Below are 16218 nucleotides of genomic sequence, written 5' to 3' on the forward strand. Positions count from 1 at the left end.
GCCATGCAGGTCACGGTAACTATGTTAAGGAAGAATCATGGCTGAAGAGGGCTTGCGGCCTATCATCGTGAAACGCATCAAGAAGGGCGGCGGTGGTCACCACGGCGGCGCCTGGAAGATCGCGTATGCCGACTTCGTGACGGCCATGATGGCCTTCTTCCTGCTGATGTGGCTGCTCGGCTCCACCACCAAGGGCGACCTCAACGGCATTTCCGAATACTTCAAGACGCCGCTCAAGGTGGCCATGTCGGGCGGTTCCGGCAGCGGCGACAGCTCGTCCGTGATCAAGGGCGGCGGCAAGGACCTGACCCGCACCGACGGCCAGGTCAAGGCCAGCGACGATCCCACCGTCAAGAAAACCTTTAACCTGACCGCCGCCAAGGCCGCGCTGGAGGCGGAAGAAAACCAGCGCCTGAAAGCGCTCAAGGAAAAGATCGAGAACAAGATCGACGCCAACCCGCTGCTCAAGAAGTACAAGGAGCAGCTGCTGCTGGACATCACCAACGATGGCCTGCGGATCCAGATCGTGGACGAGCAGAACCGCCCGATGTTCGCGCTGGCCAAGGCCGAGCTGCAACCGTACACCAAGGACATCCTGCACGAGATCGGCTTCGTGCTGAACGACGTGCCCAACCGTATCAGCCTGTCCGGCCACACCGATTCCACGCCGTACATGAGCGAGACCGGCTACAGCAACTGGGAACTGTCGGCCGACCGCGCCAACGCCTCGCGCCGCGAGCTGATTGTCGGCGGCATGCAGGATTCCAAGGTGCTGCGGGTGGTCGGGCTGGCCTCGGCCGTCAACCTGGACAAGGCCGACCCGTTCAACCCGATCAACCGCCGCATCAGCATCGTGGTGATGAACAAGCGCGCCGAGGAAAGCGTGCTGCGCGACGGCCGCCAGATCGAGGTGGGCGCCGAAGAGGCGGCCGCTGCCGCGGCGGCGGCCGGGGCGCCGCTGCCGGCGCAGATTGCACCGTCCGGCCCGCCGGTACGGAAATAAGCAAGCGAAGTAAAACGAGACTGTTATGACGAGAAAAAAAATTCTGGGTTCCCACGTCAAGCGCCTGCTGTCCGGCGTGTCTGACCACGGTCGCCGGCATCTGACCGAAGTCGAGACCGACCTGATCCAGACCGGCCTGTTGCTGGAGGAAGCGATTGAAAAGCTGTCCTTCAACTTCATGGCCATCCACAAGACGGTGGAGGCGGAACAGGCCACCATCCAGCTGCTGCTGGATGGCGGCACCGCCACGCCCGAGCAGCGCGCCCAACTGGAGGCGCTGCAAGGGCAGGTCGGCAATTACGTCAATGCCGCCATCACCAGCCTGCAATTCCAGGACATGACCAGCCAGCTGCTGGATCGGACCCTGAAGCGGGTGACCGGCTTGCGCGAGTTCCTCGGCACGCTGGGCGCTCACGGCGCGGAAATGCTGCCCGAGAGCGACAATGAACAGATCGTCGAGCTGCTGGGCAAGGTCAGCATGGCGCTGGCGATACAGAGCCTGGAGCTGCGCAGCGTGTTGCGCAAGGCAGTCAGTCAGCAACACCTGGAGAGCGGCGACATCGAGCTGTTCTAATAACTACATACATTGATTTACTGAGTGAGAAAATAAGATGGCTAAGACTATACTTGCAGTTGATGACTCCAGCTCCCTGCGCCAGATGGTGGCATTCAGCCTGAAGGCCGCCGGTTACCAGGTGGTGGAAGCCGTGGACGGCCAGGACGGCCTGGAAAAAGCCAAGCTGCAGAACGTCGACATGGTGCTGACCGACCAGAACATGCCGCGCATGGATGGCCTGGAACTCATCAAACTGCTGCGCGAGCTGCCCAGCTACGCCAAGACCCCCATCCTGATGCTGACCACCGAATCGTCCGACGAAATGAAAGCCAAGGGCCGCGCCGCCGGCGCCAATGGCTGGCTGGTCAAGCCTTTCGATCCCCAGCGGCTTATCGAGGTAGTGAAAAAGGTCATCGGCTGATAAGAAAGCGCATGCAATGATGCAAAGCGAACGTAACGGAGTATCACCATGACCATCGATATAAGCCAGTTTTACCAGGTCTTTTTCGATGAGGCCGAGGAACTGCTGGCTGAAATGGAGCGGCTGCTGCTGGCCGTCAATGTCGACGCGCCCGATGCCGAGGATCTGAACGCGATCTTCCGCACCGCCCATTCCGTCAAGGGCGGCGCCTCCACGTTCGGCGTGACCGACATGACCGAGGTGACCCACGTGCTGGAAACCTTGCTGGACCGCATCCGCAAGGGCGAGATGGCGCTGACCGCCGAGCACGTGGACGCCTTCCTGGCCGCCAAGGACATCCTCAAGATGCAGCTGGATGGCCACCGCCTCGGCAGCGAGGTGGATCAGGACGCCGTGGCCAATGTGCGCATGATGCTGCAATCGCTGGCGCAGGATGTGCCGGTGGTGGCGCTGGCCCCGGTGGCGCCGGCGTTTACCACCGGCGACGCCAAGGTGGTCGACCACAGCGGCGGGCGCCGCTACCGGCTGGAACTGCCGGCCATGCAGCACCGCGAGGTGCAGGCCCTGGGCGACGAGCTGGGCCTGATGGGCCACGTCTCCATCACGCCGCTGGACAAGGACCGCAACGCCATGGTGGTCACCACGCACGAGAGCCTGGACGACATCATTGCCATCTGCTCGTTCGTGCTGAACCCGGACGACATGCAGATCAGCGAGCTGCCGGCCCTGAGCGACGGCCAGGCGCAGCTGGAAAAGGCCGCGCGCGACAAGGTGGAAAGCGAACTGGGTTACGGCTTCTTCGACCAGACCGAACTCAAGCCAGCGGCCGCCGGCGACGGCTATGGCTTCTTCCAGCCGCTCGACGAAATCCGCGCCAACGCCAGCGCCGCCTCGGAAGATGCGCAAGGCTATGGCTTCTTCCAGCCGGTGGAGCAGATCCGCGCGGCCGCCGGCATCGTGATCGAAACGCCGCCGGAAGAAGAAAAGAAGGTCGTCAAAAAGGAAGAGAAGGAAAAGGACAAAGAAAAAGCCCCGGCCGCCGGCGCCGAATCGTCCTCGATCCGCGTCTCGATCGAGAAGGTCGACCAGCTGATCAATCTGGTGGGCGAGCTGGTCATCACGCAAGCGATGATCGAGCAGCGTGTCGATACGCTGGACCCGATGGTGCACCAGCGTCTGCTCAACAGCGTCAGCCAGCTGACCCGCAACACCCGCGATCTGCAGGAAGCGGTGATGTCGATCCGCATGATGCCGATGGACTTTGTGTTCTCGCGCTTCCCGCGCATGGTGCGCGACCTGGCGCACAAGCTGGGCAAGAAGGTCGACTTCATCACCAACGGCGCCGCCACCGAGCTGGACAAGGGCCTGATCGAGCGCATCGTCGATCCGCTGACCCACCTGGTGCGCAACTCCATCGACCACGGCATCGAGATGCCGGAGGTGCGGCGCGCCGCCGGCAAGAGCGACGCCGGCCGCCTGTTCCTGTCGGCGTCCCACCAGGGCGGCAACATCATCATCGAGGTGTCGGACGATGGCGGCGGTCTGAACCGGGAAAAAATCCTGGCCAAGGCCCAGCAGAATGGCTTGCCGCTGAGCGAGAACATGAGCGATGCCGAAGTCTGGCAACTGATCTTCGCGCCCGGCTTTTCCACCGCCGAGACCGTCACTGACGTGTCCGGCCGCGGGGTCGGCATGGACGTGGTCAAGCGTAACATCACCGCCATGGGCGGCGTGGTCGACATCCGCTCGGCCAAGGGCTTTGGCACCACCATCTCGATTTCGCTGCCGCTGACGCTGGCGATCCTGGACGGCATGTCGATCCGCGTCGGCGATGAAATCTACATCCTGCCGCTGGGCTTTGTGATCGAATCGCTGCAGCCGGTGCCGGAAGACGTCAAGGAAATCAGCGGCAAGGGCCGCGTCATCAAGGTGCGCGGCGAGTACCTGCCGCTGGTGCCGCTGTACCAGATGTTCGATATCGCGCCGCGCTTCACCGACCCGTGCAAGGGCATCGTGATCATTGTGGAAACCGATGGCCGCAAGGCCGGCCTGTTCGTGGACGACCTGGTCGGCCAGCAGCAGGTGGTGGTCAAGAACCTGGAATCCAATTACCGCAAGGTGGCGGGCATCTCCGGCGCCACGATTTTGGGCGACGGCGGCGTGTCGCTGATTCTGGATGTCGCCGCGCTGATACGTTCGTCGCGTCAGCTGGCGGACGAATCGATTTTTTCTTCATAGGGGGCCAACATGGCAGACGCACAAACCACGGCACAAGCCAACGACATCGCCGGCCACGAATACCTGGCCTTCAAGCTGGGCTCGGAAGAGTACGGCATCGACATCCTCAAGGTGCAGGAAATCCGCGGCTACGAAGCGGTCACCCGGATTGCCAATGCGCCCGAGTTCATCAAGGGCGTGATCAACCTGCGCGGCATCATCATCCCGGTGGTCGACATGCGCATCAAGTTCAACCTGGGCTCGCCGGTGTATGACCAGTTCACCGTGGTCATCATCCTCAACATCAGCGGCCGCATCGTCGGCATGGTGGTGGATTCGGTGTCCGACGTCACCACCCTGACCCCGGAACAAGTCAAGCCGGCGCCGGAAATGGGCACCGCCTTCAGCAGCGATTACATGATCGGCCTGGGCACCATCGATGAGCGCATGCTGATCCTGGTGAACATCGACAAACTGATGTCCAGCCCGGAAATGGGCCTGATGGAACAACTGGCTGCCTGACGGGCACGCCGATCCCCGCCGGCGCCATGACCCCGCGCCGGCTGCGCAGCACCACGGACGCGTCCCAAAAAGAAGGCCGCGCCGCCACATCACGACACAAGCATAGAAAGAGGGGAGATTCACATGAACTTACGCGACTTCAAAATCGGCGCCCGGCTGCGCATCGGTTTCGGCATTATCCTGCTGATCCTGGTGGCCATGGTCCTGATGACCAACTACCTCAATTACAGCAACAAGAGCAAGCTGACCGCCGGCCTGGCCACAACCACGGCCAAGAATCTGCACGCCGGCATCATGAAAAGCGCCATGCTGGAAACCGGGATCGCCATGCGCAACATCGGTTTGCAGTCGGACGTCAGCCTGATGCAGAAGGAAGAGCAAAAGGTCAAGGAGCAGCGCGCGCGCTACGACAAGGCCTTGAGTGACCTGAAGGCGGACGGCCTGGAGGACGCGGAGAAGAAGGTGCTGGCCGACCTGGCGGCGCTGGAGAAGGACACCGACGCCGCCTTCAAGGAAGCCATCGGCCAGATCCTGGCGTTCAACAGCGAAGGCGGCGCCAAGGTGATTGCCGGCCGCATCGACCCGCTGAATACCCAGACCCTGGCCCTGATTAACAAGCTGGTCGATATGCAGCAGGCCAATGCCAAGGAAGTCATGGATGGCTCGGTGTCGGCCGACCGCAGCCTGATGCTGGTGCTGTTTGTGCTGGGCGCGGTGGCGGTGGCGCTGGGCGTGGTGTGCGCCACCGTGATTACCCGCTCGATCACGGTGCCGCTGTCGGGCGCGGTGAGCGTGGCGCAGAAGGTCGCCTCCGGCGAGCTGACCTCGCAGGTGTATGTCGAAGGCAAGGATGAAACCAGCGAACTGCTGCAGGCGCTCAAGGACATGAATGAAAGCCTGGCCAAGACCGTCGGCGACGTGCGCACCGGCACCGAGCTGATCTCGACCGCCTCGCAGGAAATCGCCTCCGGCAATGCCGACCTGTCGGCCCGCACCGAGTCGCAGGCCAGCTCGCTGGAAGAGACGGCGTCGTCGATGGAAGAACTGACCAGCACCGTCAAGCAAAACGCCGACAACGCGCGCCAGGCCAACCAGCTGGCCGTGTCGGCCTCGTCGGTGGCGGAAAAGGGCGGCACCGTGGTGTCGCAGGTGGTGCAGACCATGGGGTCGATTACCGAATCCTCGCGCAAGATTGCCGACATTATCTCGGTCATCGACGGCATCGCCTTCCAGACCAACATCCTGGCGCTGAATGCAGCGGTGGAAGCGGCGCGCGCCGGCGAGCAGGGCCGCGGCTTTGCGGTGGTGGCGTCCGAGGTGCGCAACCTGGCCCAGCGTTCGGCCGGGGCCGCCAAGGAAATCAAGGAACTGATCAGCGACTCGGTGGAGAAGGTCGACGCCGGCAGCAAGCTGGTGGATGAAGCCGGCCAGACCATGGACCTGATCGTGACCTCGATCCGCCAGGTGGCCGACATCATGGGCGAAATCACCGCCGCCACCCAGGAGCAGAGCAATGGCATCGAGGAAGTCAACCAGGCCATCTCGCAGATGGATGAGATGACCCAGCAGAATGCCGCGCTGGTGGAGCAGGCCGCGGCGGCGGCGGAAAGCATGCAGGAGCAGGCCGAACTGCTGTCGCAGGCGGTCAGCATCTTCAAGCTGTCGCATGACGAGGGCATGCGCCGTGCCGCGCCGGCGCCGCGCCGCGAAGTGGTGGCGGCTGCGCCAGCCCCGGCCCCGGCCCCGGCGATTGCGGCCCCGCGTCCGGCTCCGGCGCCGCGTCCGGCGGCACCGAAGAAAGCGCCGACCCCGGCTGCATCAGGCGGCGACGAGTGGGAAGAGTTTTAAGCCGTCGCACCGGCGCAGGCCGGTGCCCATGCGAAGTGCGTATGGACACCGGCCTGCACCGGTGTGACGTGGCATAGTTAGCACGCATCAAAAAGGATTTAACGTATGCCGCAATCAAAAGAGACGGTCAAGGAATTTGACTTCAACGCCAGGGACTTCGAGCGCGTACGCGGCTTGATCTACAAGCGCGCCGGCATTTCGCTGGCCGACAGCAAGCAGGAAATGGTCTACAGCCGCCTGGCGCGCCGCCTGCGCGCCACCGGCATCGATTCGTTCGCCAAGTACCTGGACGATCTGGAAGCCGGACGCCTGGGCGAGGAGTGGGAATCGTTCACCAACGCCCTCACCACCAACCTGACCTCGTTCTTCCGCGAAGCCCACCACTTTCCGCTGCTGGCCGAGCACATCAAGGGCAAGCGCGAGCCGCTGAACATCTGGTGCTCGGCCAGTTCCACCGGCGAGGAACCGTATTCGATCGCCATGACGGTCTGCGAGGCCTTCAACACCCTGACGCCGAACTGCCAGATCATCGCCACCGACATCGACACCAATGTGCTGGCCCACGCCGCCAACGGCGTCTACACCATGGACCGGCTGGACAAGATGCTGCCCGAGCGCCAGCGCCGTTTCTTTTTGAAGGGCAAGGGCGACCGCGAAGGGATGGCGCGCGTGCGCCCGGAATTGCGTAATATGATCACGTTCAAGCAGTTGAATCTGCTGGCCGACAGCTGGCCGATCAGCGGCCAGTTCGACGCGATCTTTTGCCGGAACGTCATGATCTACTTTGACAAGGCGACCCAGCGCAAGATCCTGTCGCGCTTTGTACCGTTAATGAAACCGGATGCCCTGCTGTTTGCCGGGCACTCGGAGAACTTCCTGTATGTCTCGGAGTCGTTGAAACTGCGCGGCAAAACCGTCTACGAGCTGGACGACAACGCTGCGGCCCGCAAAACACCGCAACGCACATGAGAATAAAACATGGACCTTGAACAATTTGCCACGAATGTCTATTACGACCGGACGTTCGACTGCCAGGCGGCCAAGATCTTGCCGGGCGAGTACTACTTCACCAACAAGGACATGTTGATCGTGACCGTGCTGGGCTCCTGCGTGTCGGCCTGCATCCGCGACCGCGTCACCGGCCTGGGCGGCATGAACCACTTCATGCTGCCGGATGGCGGCGGCGATACCGGCAGCCCGGTGTCGGCCTCGGCGCGCTACGGCACCTACGCCATGGAGATCCTGATCAACGACCTGCTCAAGGCCGGCGCCAAGCGCGAGAACATGGAAGCCAAGGTGTTTGGCGGCGGCGCGGTGCTGAAGGGCTTCACCGCCATCAACGTTGGCGAACGCAACGCCGCCTTCGTGCTGAACTTCCTCAAGGTGGAGCGCATCCGCGTGGTGGCGGAAGACTTGAACGATATCTATCCGCGCAAGGTCTACTTCTTCCCGCGCACCGGCAAGGTGCTGGTCAAGAAGCTGATGCAAAGCCATAACGACACCCTGGTCAAACGCGAAATTGAATACGCCAGCCGCCTCAAGGTGGCGCCGGTGGGTGGCGAGATCGATCTGTTTTAAATAATAAGAAGGTAGCACTGTCATGAGTAAGATCAAAGTCCTGGTGTGCGACGACTCCGCACTGATCCGCAGCGTGATGACCGAGATCATCAATTCCCAGCCCGACATGGAAGTGGTGGGCGTGGCGCCCGATCCGCTGGTGGCGCGCGAACTGATCAAGCAAACCAATCCCGATGTGCTGACGCTGGACGTCGAAATGCCCAAGATGGACGGCCTCGATTTCCTGGAAAAACTGATGCGCCTGCGGCCGATGCCGGTGGTGATGGTGTCCTCGCTGACCGAGCGCGGCTCCGAGATCACCATGCGCGCGCTGGAGCTGGGCGCGGTGGATTTCGTCACCAAGCCGAAAATCTCGATCCAGGCCGGCATGCGCGAGTACACCGATCTGATCACCGACAAGATCCGCGCCGCCTCCAAGGCGCGCGTGCAGGCGCGCCGCCTGCCGCAGCCGGGTGCGGAAGGGCATGGCGCGGCGCCGTTGTCGGCCTTGCGCAACCCGCTGCTGTCGTCGGAAAAGCTGATCATCATTGGCGCCTCCACCGGCGGCACCGAGGCGATCCGCGAATTCCTGATGCAAATGCCGTCCGACTGCCCCGGCATTCTGATCACCCAGCACATGCCGGAAGGCTTCACCCGCTCGTTTGCCAAGCGGCTGGACTCGCTGTGCAAGATCTCGGTGCAGGAAGCGCAGGGCAACGAGCGCGTGCTGCCGGGCCACGCTTATATCGCGCCCGGCCACTCGCACCTGTACCTGACCCGCAGCGGCGCCAACTACATGACCCGCATCGACCAGGCTGAGCCCGTCAACCGCCATCGGCCATCGGTGGATGTGTTGTTCCGTTCCGCTGCACAAGCCGCCGGTAAAAACGCAGTCGGTGTTATCCTGACTGGCATGGGCAAGGATGGCGCGGCCGGCATGCTGGAGATGAAGAACGCCGGGGCGTATAATTTTGCGCAGGACGAGGCCAGTTGCGTGGTGTTCGGCATGCCGCGCGAGGCGATTGCCGTGGGGGCCACGCACGAAGTTGGGGCATTGCAGGCGCTGCCCGGCATGGTGCTCGGTTACCTCGCACAACACGGTATGCGCGCCTTGCGTGTTTAAATGAACAACTGTGACGTTTTACTGCTACTTTGTTCGCCTTCAAGCAACGAAAATGCTATCCTACAACTTGTTGCCAATTGTAGGCACTATTAACAACCGCGTAGAGAATCAACGGAGCAATTCATGGCTGATCCAAAGATGAAATTTTTAGTTGTTGACGATTTTTCGACGATGCGTCGCATCGTCCGGAATCTGTTAAAAGAACTGGGTTATGCCAATGTCGACGAGGCCGAAGACGGCGTGATGGCGCTGGCCAAGCTGCGTGCGGAGCAGTTCGACTTCGTCGTGTCCGACTGGAACATGCCGAACATGGACGGCCTGACCATGTTGCAAAACATCCGTGCTGATCCAGCCCTGGCCAAGCTGCCGGTGTTGATGGTGACCGCTGAAGCCAAGAAGGAAAACATCATCGCGGCGGCGCAAGCCGGCGCCAACGGCTATGTGGTGAAGCCCTTCACCGCCGCCACGCTGGACGAAAAACTGAACAAGATCTTCGAAAAACTCGGAGCTTGATATCGTCAGGTAATAAAGCAGGGGGTGCGGACCTTGTTTACGCGATAGTGCCATGCACCAAACCAACTTTCTCGTCCGCGAACCCTTGCTTGACCCAAAACAGCGGGTCGTTGGCTACGAACTGACGTGGCAGCAAGCCTCGGCTGGCGGCTCGACGCTTGATGCGCTGGAGTCGCTGGTCGGTTTCGTCGCCAGCCAGGTCCTTGATGAGGATGACGGCTGGTTGTTGCGAGACAAAATCCTTTTCCTTGAAGCTGTTCCCGCCATGCTGTCGACCGACGCGCTGCACGCGCTGCCGCCGGAGCGCACCGTGCTGTCGATCAAGGCGGCCGAGCTGGCCAATCCCGATACCCTGGCCGCCGTGCAGGGGCTGCGCGCCGGCGGTGTCGGCATCCTGCTGCGGCAGATCGACCTGACCCGCGTCGGCAGCCGTCTACCGACCTTGGCTTCCTATGTGGAAGTGCGCTTTTCGGGTGCGGATGTGGGGGCGCAGGCGCGCACCTATGCGTCCTTGAAACAATCTTCGGTGGGCATGATTGCGCGGCCGGTCAGCAACTGGGCCGACTTTGACGCCTGCGCGGCGCTGGGCCTGAACGCCTTTGTCGGCAAGCTGCATCTGACGCCGCGTCCCTCGACCGATACCAAGGGCCTGAATCCGGCCCAGACCATCATCATGCAGCTGATGCAGATGGTGCGGCAGAATGCCGACATCGCCCAGCTGGAAGCGGTGCTCAAGCGCGACGCCACGCTGTCCTACAAGCTGCTGCGCTTCATCAACTCGGCCGGTTTTGGCGCGGGCAGGGAAGTGCAGTCCCTGCGGCAGGCCCTGACCCTGCTGGGCTATACGCCGCTGTACCGCTGGCTGACCCTGCTGCTGGCGACGGCCAGCACCTCGGGCTATTCGCCGGTGCTGCTGGAGACGGCGGTGGTGCGCGGCCGTCTGGCCGAGCTGCTGGCGCAATCGGCGCTGGGCAAGAGCGAGGCGGAGAATGTGTTCGTGGCGGGGATGTTCTCGCTGCTGGACCGGCTGCTGGGCATTCCGATGCAGGAAGTGCTGGCCAATATTCAGCTGTCCGACGATGTGGTGGCCGCGTTGCTGACGCGCAGCGGCAAATACGGTCCTTACTTGGCGCTGGCCGAAGCCTGCGAACTGAATTCCGACCTGGTGGCCTCGCTGGCCGCTAACTTGAAACTGAGCCCGCTGGACGTCAACAAGGCCCACCTCTCCGCCCTGGCCTGGGCCCAAAACGTCGCCGCCTGATTCACATCAAACACCGGACGCGCAACCGTTGACGCTCCCGATTGCGCAGCGCATGATGGCTTCATCATGAACGCCAATTCCGACAGAGAGTACATCGACAACAAGGTAGGTGACGTGCGCACCGCCGTTGATGACCTGCGCCTGGTGATGACCGAGCGCTTTACCACCATCCATGCGCGCTTTGACGCGGTTGATGCCAAGATAGTCAGTGCGATTGAAACGGCGAAGGCCGAGATTATCAAGTGGATAGCCGGGCTGCTCATCGCCATGATCGCGATGTTCGTTGCAACGTTCCTCGGGATGGCTGGATTGATGATGAATCTGCTGTCGCACCAGCCTCCCGTGACGCCACCGGCTGCTGTGCCCATCAGCACGCCGGCGGTCATCATCCAGCTGTCGCCGCAGGGCGCGGCCGTGTTGCCGGCCGTGCCGCCTGCGGGCAAGCCTTAGATTTCCAGATTGTCGATCAGGCGGGTGGTGCCGAGCTTGGCGGCGGCCAGCACCACCAGCGGCGTGCCTTGCGCCAGATCGCCGGCGTTTGGCGGTTGCAGGTCGTTGCGCTTGCGGATCGAAATGTAATCGGGCTTCCAGCCGCGCTTAGCCAGATCGTCCATCGCCTTGTGTTCCAGCTGGAACACGTCCAGATGGCCCGAACGCACTTCGTTGGCCACCGCATTCAGCGCCTGATACAGCGCCGGCGCCTCGGCGCGCTCCGCCTCCGACAGGTACATATTGCGCGACGACAGCGCCAGGCCATCATCCGCGCGGTAGGTCTCCGCAGCGATAATCTCGGTCGGCATGGCAAACTGGCGCGCCATATTCCGCACGATCATCAGCTGCTGGTAATCCTTCTTGCCGAACACCGCCACGCGCGGCTGCACGCACGAGAACAGCTTGGTCACCACCGTGCACACGCCGTTGAAGAAGCCCGGACGGAATTCGCCTTCCAGCGTATTGCCGAGACCATCCGGCGGCTGCACGCGGTACTCCTGCGGCTCCGGATACAGATCCTTCTCGGTCGGCGCAAACAGCACATACACGCCTTCCTTCTCCAGCTTCTCCACGTCGGCCTGGAAGGTGCGCGGATACTTGTCGAAGTCTTCGTTCGGGCCGAACTGCAGACGGTTGACGAAGATCGACGCCACCACCGGGTCGCCGTGCTTGCGCGCCAGGCGCATCAGCGACAGGTGGCCTTCGTGCAGATTGCCCATGGTGGGGACAAACGCCGTGCGCAGCTGGCCGCTCAGTTGGTCGCGCAGTTCTTCAATGGAGGTGATGATTTTCATGGTGGTGTCAGCTCATTCTTGGTGCCGGCTTACGCCGGCGAGTAGGCCAGCCGCACGTAAATCGGTGCGAACGGTTCGGCCTGGGTAATTTCAATCAGGGTTTCCTTGGCCAGCTCCAGCAGCGCCACAAAGTTCACCACCACCACCGGCACGCCGCCGGCGATGTCGAACAGGTCGGCAAACTCGACGAAGCGGGCCGATTGCAGGCGGCGCAGGATGCTGGTCATGTGCTCGCGCACCGACAATTCCTCGCGGCTGATTTTGTGGTGCTGGGTTAGCTTGGCGCGCTTCATCACGTCCATCCAGGCTTGCTGCAGGTCGATCGCTTCGACATGCGGCCAGGCCGGTGTGAGGCTTTGCTCGATGAAGATCTGGGTGCGGACGAAATCGCGGTCGACTTGCGGGATGGCGTTGAGGTCGTAGGCGGCCAGCTTGATCTGTTCGTATTCCAGCAGGCGGCGCACCAGCTCGGCGCGCGGGTCGTCCGCTTCCACGTCCAGGTCGGCCTGGCGCTGCGGCAGCAGCATGCGCGACTTGATCTCGATCAGCATCGCCGCCATCAACAGATATTCCGCCGCCAGTTCAAGGTTGGACAGGCGGATCTGGTCGACATACTTCAGGTACTGCAGCGTCAGCTGCGCCATCGGAATGTCGAGGATGTTGAAGTTTTGCTTGCGGATCAGGTACAGCAGCAGGTCGAGCGGGCCTTCAAACGCGTCGAGGAAGACTTCCAGCGCGTCGGGCGGGATGTACAGGTCGGTCGGCAGCTTGAGCAGCGGCTCGCCGTACAGGCGGGCGAGGGCGGCAACTTCTTCGGTGAGGGCGGCGGCTTCGGCTGCAGCGGCCTCGGCCGCCGCAGGATCGGCCGGTTTGGCCGGTTCGGCGGCGTCGGCCGGCTGCGGGAGCGCATCGTTGGCGGCAACGGCTTCGGCTGCCTTGGCTGCCTCGGCAAGCGGGTTAGCGCTGCCTTCCGGCGTGCCGAGATCGGCTTCCGGTACTGGCGGCTCCAAGTCAGCCGTATCGTCTGGCAACATCCTTGCCGCCCCGCGTGTGGTGCTTAGACCTTGTTCTGGTAGACGTAAGCTTGTTGCTTGACGGCTGATTCCAGCTGACGCTGCTGCTCATCCAGCGAGATCGGCGGACGGTCCCACAGCAGCGCGCGGCCTTTCTGCTGGCCTTCTTCAATGCCAGGATTCTTTTCCTTCAACGCCTTGATGAACAGGGTGTGCTCGGATTCGTACATCGAATGTTGTTTAGAAAGTTTCATATTATCTAAGTGGGTGGATCAGCAACGGGTATTTTACCGCGCCGCAGCGTTCCCGCGCTATTTCTATCGCTCGCGATCGGGTATGCTCTGGAGGACAATGTTGTACGAATAGTAAAAATGACATCCCGCCTGACACCCAAAACCATTTTCCTGCTGACCCTGCCGCCGCTGCTGTGGGCCGGCAACGCCATCGTTGGCCGCCTGGTGCACGACATGCTGCCGCCGGTGCTGCTGAACTTCCTGCGCTGGGCCATCGCCTTCTTCATCCTGCTGCCGCTGGCTGGCCCGGTGTTCCGTCGCGAGGCCGGACTGTGGCAGCACTGGAAAACCTACGCCATCCTCGGCCTGCTGGGCATCGGCATGTACAACGCGCTGCAATACATGGCGCTGCAAAGCTCGACGCCGATCAACGTCACCCTGGTGGCGTCCGGCATGCCGGTATGGATGATGCTGACCGGCCGCCTGTTCTTCGACGTGCCAGTCAGCCGCAAACAGATTGCCGGCGCCGTGCTGTCGATTGCCGGGGTGCTGCTGGTGCTGGCGCGCGGCGAATGGCGCCATGTACTGGAATTGCGGCTGGTGGCTGGCGACCTGTTCATGATACTGGCCACCATCGCCTGGTCGCTGTACAGCTGGCTGCTGCTGCGCGCCAAGGAACCGGCCGCGGTACGGGCCAACTGGGCCAGTTTCCTGCTGGCCCAAGTGGCGTTCGGCACGCTGTGGTCGGGCGCGTTCGCAGTGGGCGAGCAGGCGCTGGGCGCGATAGCCGTGCAGTGGGGCTGGGCGCTGGCGGCGGCGTTGGTGTATGTTTCCACCTGCCCGGCGATCATCGCGTTTGGCTGCTGGGGCGCGGGCGTGCGAGAGGCGGGGCCGTCGGTCGGCGCTTTCTTCGTCAACCTGACGCCGCTGTTTACCGCCGTGTTGTCCTCGGCCTTCCTGGGCGAGGCGCCGCATGGCTATCATGCCGCCGCTTTCGCCCTGATCGTCGGCGGCATTGTGGTTTCGGCTAGCCGCCGGTAGCGGCTTTCAAGGCGTCGATGAAGACGCGCACCTTCTGCGGCAAATGCGAGGTGGCGGGGTAGACCGCGTGAATATCGCTCTCCGGCAGCGACCAATCGGGCAGCACCCGCACCAGCCTTCCTGCCGCCACATCGTCCTTGACCGAAAACGTGGTGGCACGCAGGATGCCGTCGCCGGCCAGTGCCGCCGCGCGCGTGGCGTAAGCGGTGTTGGACGAGAATACCGTGTTCCGCATGCGCACGTCGACCTCGCTGCCGGCATGGTCGCTCAGGGTGAACTGTGCCGGCTGCGGGATCACGGACAAGGCAATGTAGGGCAACGCCGGCAAATCGTCCGGCGTGGCCGGGGTGCCATGGGCGGCCAGGAAAGCCGGACTGGCCACCAGCCAGCGCGTCAGCGTATCCACCCGGGCGGCCATGTGGCCGGAATCGGCCAGCTTGCCCAGCCGGACCGTGACGTCGATGCCTTCCGCGATCAGGTCGATGCGATGGTCGCCGCAGGTCAGGTCGATCTTCAGCGCCGGGTAGCGGGCGCGCAGCTGCGCCAGCACCGGCGACACCACAATCACGCCATAGTCGATCGGCGACGCCACCCGCAGCGTGCCCTGCGGCGCGTTGCGCCCGCTGCGCACCTGCTCGATGGCTTGCTCCGCCGCCTGCAGCAGCTGGCGGCTGGAATCGTAAAACGTGCGTCCCGCCTCGGTCAGACTCAGCTTGCGGGTGGAGCGCAGCAGCAGGCCTACGCCAATTTCCTGCTCCAGCAACTGCATATGCTTGCTGACCATGGACTTGGCCAGTCCCAGGCGCTCGGCGGCGGCCGTGAGCGAACCGGCCTCGACCACCGCTACAAAGGTGGTCAGGCGGTTCAGGTTGATGGTGTTGAGATCGATCATATTTTCGATTGTACACTTTAAGTGGACTCTGATTCCTTATTTGTCCGGCTTATCAGGACGATGGCAGCTCCCTATACTGGCCTCATCAACCACCAAGGAGTCATCATGAAACTGTACGGCATTCCACTTTCCGGCCACACCCACCGCGTGCAACTGTTCCTGAGCCTGCTGAATCTGCCGCATGAATATGTGACGGTCGACCTGGCCAACGCCGAGCACAAAAAACAACCGTTCCTGAGCATGAACGCCTTTGGCGAAATCCCGGTGCTGCAAGACGGCGCCGTCACGCTGGCCGACTCGAATGCCATCCTGGTCTACCTGGCCTCAAAATACGACGACACCGGCCGCTGGCTGCCGCGCGATCCTGTTGTCGGCGCCCATGTGCAGCGCTGGTTGTCGGTCGCCGCCGGCAAGATCGCCGGCGGTCCGGCCACTGCGCGCCTGGTCACCGTGTTCAACGCGCCGCGCGATCACGAAGCCGCCAAAACCATGGCCGTGCGCCTGTTCGACGTGATGGAGCGCGAACTGCAAGGCCGCCGCTGGCTGGTGGGCGATCACGCCACCATTGCCGATGTCGCCGGCTACAGCTATATCGCCCACGCGCCGGAAGGCGGCGTGTCGCTCAAACCGTACCCCAACATCCGCGCCTGGCTGGACAACGTCCGCGCGTTGCCGGGCTTTGTGCCGATGCCTGCCACCAAAGCCGGTCTGGCACCAGAGGAGGTATAAATC

General features: G+C 62.7%; 18 protein-coding genes. 14 read left to right on the top strand and 4 right to left on the bottom strand.

Going from position 1 to position 16218, the window contains the following annotated elements; genetic code table 11:
• Window positions 1–37: 37 nt before the first annotated feature.
• From motB to ABDW57_RS14285, 12 genes are all read left to right on the top strand, one after another.
• Window positions 38–1003 (top strand): flagellar motor protein MotB, encoded by a 966-nt coding sequence (motB, locus tag ABDW57_RS14230; protein ID WP_343730835.1) that lies wholly within the window; start codon window positions 38–40, stop codon window positions 1001–1003.
• Window positions 1004–1028: 25 nt separating this feature from the next.
• Window positions 1029–1577 carry a chemotaxis protein gene (locus tag ABDW57_RS14235; protein WP_343730836.1) on the top strand — a complete coding sequence of 183 codons (549 nt, stop codon included), beginning with the start codon at window positions 1029–1031 and terminating at the stop codon, window positions 1575–1577.
• Between the two features lie 37 nt (window positions 1578–1614).
• Window positions 1615–1980, top strand: a complete 366-nt coding sequence (locus ABDW57_RS14240) for a response regulator (RefSeq protein ID WP_092273000.1) — start codon at window positions 1615–1617, stop codon at window positions 1978–1980.
• A 48-nt stretch (window positions 1981–2028) separates the two neighbouring features.
• Window positions 2029–4218 (top strand): chemotaxis protein CheA, encoded by a 2190-nt coding sequence (gene cheA, locus ABDW57_RS14245; RefSeq protein ID WP_343730837.1) that lies wholly within the window; start codon window positions 2029–2031, stop codon window positions 4216–4218.
• A 9-nt stretch (window positions 4219–4227) separates the two neighbouring features.
• The gene (locus ABDW57_RS14250) at window positions 4228–4719 is read left to right on the top strand and encodes a chemotaxis protein CheW (RefSeq protein WP_343730838.1); all 492 of its coding nucleotides are present in this window, start codon (window positions 4228–4230) and stop codon (window positions 4717–4719) included.
• Between the two features lie 123 nt (window positions 4720–4842).
• The gene (locus ABDW57_RS14255; RefSeq protein ID WP_343730839.1) at window positions 4843–6567 is read left to right on the top strand and encodes a methyl-accepting chemotaxis protein; all 1725 of its coding nucleotides are present in this window, start codon (window positions 4843–4845) and stop codon (window positions 6565–6567) included.
• A gap of 105 nt (window positions 6568–6672) precedes the next feature.
• Complete coding sequence (locus ABDW57_RS14260) at window positions 6673–7536, top strand: CheR family methyltransferase (RefSeq protein WP_343730840.1); 864 nt, start codon at window positions 6673–6675, stop codon at window positions 7534–7536.
• 9 nt (window positions 7537–7545) lie between these two features.
• The gene (gene cheD / locus ABDW57_RS14265; protein ID WP_343730841.1) at window positions 7546–8145 is read left to right on the top strand and encodes a chemoreceptor glutamine deamidase CheD; all 600 of its coding nucleotides are present in this window, start codon (window positions 7546–7548) and stop codon (window positions 8143–8145) included.
• 22 nt (window positions 8146–8167) lie between these two features.
• Window positions 8168–9247: a chemotaxis response regulator protein-glutamate methylesterase gene (locus tag ABDW57_RS14270; RefSeq protein ID WP_343730842.1), complete on the top strand. Its 1080-nt coding sequence runs from the start codon at window positions 8168–8170 to the stop codon at window positions 9245–9247.
• A 123-nt stretch (window positions 9248–9370) separates the two neighbouring features.
• Window positions 9371–9760, top strand: coding sequence for a chemotaxis response regulator CheY (cheY, locus tag ABDW57_RS14275; RefSeq protein ID WP_028104141.1), 390 nt, complete (start codon window positions 9371–9373; stop codon window positions 9758–9760).
• A 52-nt stretch (window positions 9761–9812) separates the two neighbouring features.
• Entirely contained in the window at window positions 9813–11021 is a 1209-nt protein-coding gene (locus tag ABDW57_RS14280; protein WP_343730843.1) for an HDOD domain-containing protein, read from the top strand.
• A gap of 66 nt (window positions 11022–11087) precedes the next feature.
• The gene (locus ABDW57_RS14285; RefSeq protein WP_343730844.1) at window positions 11088–11471 is read left to right on the top strand and encodes a hypothetical protein; all 384 of its coding nucleotides are present in this window, start codon (window positions 11088–11090) and stop codon (window positions 11469–11471) included.
• Here ABDW57_RS14285 and panC read toward each other — a convergent pair.
• From panC to ABDW57_RS14300, 3 genes are read right to left on the bottom strand one after another with little or no spacing between them, the layout of a single operon-like run.
• Window positions 11468–12307, bottom strand: a complete 840-nt coding sequence (gene panC / locus ABDW57_RS14290; protein ID WP_343730845.1) for a pantoate--beta-alanine ligase — start codon at window positions 12305–12307, stop codon at window positions 11468–11470. The genes ABDW57_RS14285 and panC overlap by 4 nt on opposite strands.
• 29 nt (window positions 12308–12336) lie before the next feature.
• Window positions 12337–13341 (bottom strand): ScpA family protein, encoded by a 1005-nt coding sequence (locus ABDW57_RS14295; RefSeq protein WP_343730846.1) that lies wholly within the window; start codon window positions 13339–13341, stop codon window positions 12337–12339.
• Window positions 13342–13364: 23 nt separating this feature from the next.
• Window positions 13365–13574, bottom strand: a complete 210-nt coding sequence (locus tag ABDW57_RS14300; protein WP_155467470.1) for a DUF3460 family protein — start codon at window positions 13572–13574, stop codon at window positions 13365–13367.
• Window positions 13575–13691: 117 nt separating this feature from the next.
• On the opposite strand from ABDW57_RS14300, the gene ABDW57_RS14305 reads away from it, so the two are divergent.
• Window positions 13692–14594: a DMT family transporter gene (locus tag ABDW57_RS14305; protein WP_343730847.1), complete on the top strand. Its 903-nt coding sequence runs from the start codon at window positions 13692–13694 to the stop codon at window positions 14592–14594.
• Here the strand turns inward: ABDW57_RS14305 and ABDW57_RS14310 are convergent.
• On the bottom strand, window positions 14581–15486 hold the full coding sequence (locus tag ABDW57_RS14310; protein WP_343730848.1) for a LysR family transcriptional regulator: 906 nt from the start codon (window positions 15484–15486) through the stop codon (window positions 14581–14583). The genes ABDW57_RS14305 and ABDW57_RS14310 overlap by 14 nt on opposite strands.
• Before the next feature lie 105 nt (window positions 15487–15591).
• Here ABDW57_RS14310 and ABDW57_RS14315 point away from each other — a divergent pair, with 105 nt between their 5' ends.
• The gene (locus ABDW57_RS14315) at window positions 15592–16215 is read left to right on the top strand and encodes a glutathione S-transferase (RefSeq protein WP_343730849.1); all 624 of its coding nucleotides are present in this window, start codon (window positions 15592–15594) and stop codon (window positions 16213–16215) included.
• Window positions 16216–16218 lie beyond the last annotated feature (3 nt).

The sequence above is a fragment of the Duganella sp. genome, assembly GCF_039595735.1.
Lineage (GTDB): Bacteria > Pseudomonadota > Gammaproteobacteria > Burkholderiales > Burkholderiaceae_D > Rugamonas.

Bases quoted from the DNA above. Each gene is read 5' to 3' on its own strand.
- motB (WP_343730835.1), top strand. From the start codon at position 38: ATGGCTGAAGAGGGCTTGCGGCCTATCATCGTGAAACGCATCAAGAAG.
- ABDW57_RS14235 (WP_343730836.1), top strand. From the start codon at position 1,029: ATGACGAGAAAAAAAATTCTGGGTTCCCACGTCAAGCGCCTGCTGTCC.
- ABDW57_RS14240 (WP_092273000.1), top strand. From the start codon at position 1,615: ATGGCTAAGACTATACTTGCAGTTGATGACTCCAGCTCCCTGCGCCAG.
- cheA (WP_343730837.1), top strand. From the start codon at position 2,029: ATGACCATCGATATAAGCCAGTTTTACCAGGTCTTTTTCGATGAGGCC.
- ABDW57_RS14250 (WP_343730838.1), top strand. From the start codon at position 4,228: ATGGCAGACGCACAAACCACGGCACAAGCCAACGACATCGCCGGCCAC.
- ABDW57_RS14255 (WP_343730839.1), top strand. From the start codon at position 4,843: ATGAACTTACGCGACTTCAAAATCGGCGCCCGGCTGCGCATCGGTTTC.
- ABDW57_RS14260 (WP_343730840.1), top strand. From the start codon at position 6,673: ATGCCGCAATCAAAAGAGACGGTCAAGGAATTTGACTTCAACGCCAGG.
- cheD (WP_343730841.1), top strand. From the start codon at position 7,546: ATGGACCTTGAACAATTTGCCACGAATGTCTATTACGACCGGACGTTC.
- ABDW57_RS14270 (WP_343730842.1), top strand. From the start codon at position 8,168: ATGAGTAAGATCAAAGTCCTGGTGTGCGACGACTCCGCACTGATCCGC.
- cheY (WP_028104141.1), top strand. From the start codon at position 9,371: ATGGCTGATCCAAAGATGAAATTTTTAGTTGTTGACGATTTTTCGACG.
- ABDW57_RS14280 (WP_343730843.1), top strand. From the start codon at position 9,813: ATGCACCAAACCAACTTTCTCGTCCGCGAACCCTTGCTTGACCCAAAA.
- ABDW57_RS14285 (WP_343730844.1), top strand. From the start codon at position 11,088: ATGAACGCCAATTCCGACAGAGAGTACATCGACAACAAGGTAGGTGAC.
- panC (WP_343730845.1), bottom strand. From the start codon at position 12,307: ATGAAAATCATCACCTCCATTGAAGAACTGCGCGACCAACTGAGCGGC.
- ABDW57_RS14295 (WP_343730846.1), bottom strand. From the start codon at position 13,341: ATGTTGCCAGACGATACGGCTGACTTGGAGCCGCCAGTACCGGAAGCC.
- ABDW57_RS14300 (WP_155467470.1), bottom strand. From the start codon at position 13,574: ATGAAACTTTCTAAACAACATTCGATGTACGAATCCGAGCACACCCTG.
- ABDW57_RS14305 (WP_343730847.1), top strand. From the start codon at position 13,692: ATGACATCCCGCCTGACACCCAAAACCATTTTCCTGCTGACCCTGCCG.
- ABDW57_RS14310 (WP_343730848.1), bottom strand. From the start codon at position 15,486: ATGATCGATCTCAACACCATCAACCTGAACCGCCTGACCACCTTTGTA.
- ABDW57_RS14315 (WP_343730849.1), top strand. From the start codon at position 15,592: ATGAAACTGTACGGCATTCCACTTTCCGGCCACACCCACCGCGTGCAA.